Annotated in this window: 1 protein-coding gene; it reads left to right on the plus strand. The window is 67.0% G+C overall.

Annotated elements, in window-relative coordinates:
- Window positions 1-452 (plus strand): ABC transporter substrate-binding protein (locus DEQ92_RS22700; RefSeq protein ID WP_233516959.1); only part of this gene is annotated, 452 nt, incomplete at both ends.

The raw sequence follows: 452 nt of genomic DNA on the forward strand, positions 1-452 counted from the left end.
GACCGGTCCCCGCTCCTTCGAGATCAGGCTTCAGTCCGTCGACCCCGCGTTCCCGCTCCGGCCGATTATGTGGGGCGCGTTCTGTATGCCGAAAGAGATCATCGCCCGGTACCGCCCCGACGAGGACCAGGACGGGCTCACACAGGACGAGGAGGTCCAGACGCTCGCGTACGCCGGAAACCTCGGCCCCTACAGCTTCGAGCGGTGGAACCGCGAATCGGAGTTCGTCGCCACCCGCAACGAGGAGTACTACCTCCGCGAGGTCGACGACGTCCCCGACGAGTGGCAGCACGCGCCGTACTTCGACGCTTACACCTACGAGGTCGTCCCCGAGGAGAGCACGCGCCTCTCCGCGCTCCGGTCGGGCGAACTCACCGCCACCGACATCCCCGAGACGCGCGTCGAACAGTTCGAGGGGCGAGACGACGTCGACGTCAAGGTCTTCCCGCAGG

Source organism: Haloferax sp. Atlit-6N, from assembly GCF_003383195.1.
Classification (GTDB): domain Archaea; phylum Halobacteriota; class Halobacteria; order Halobacteriales; family Haloferacaceae; genus Haloferax; species Haloferax gibbonsii.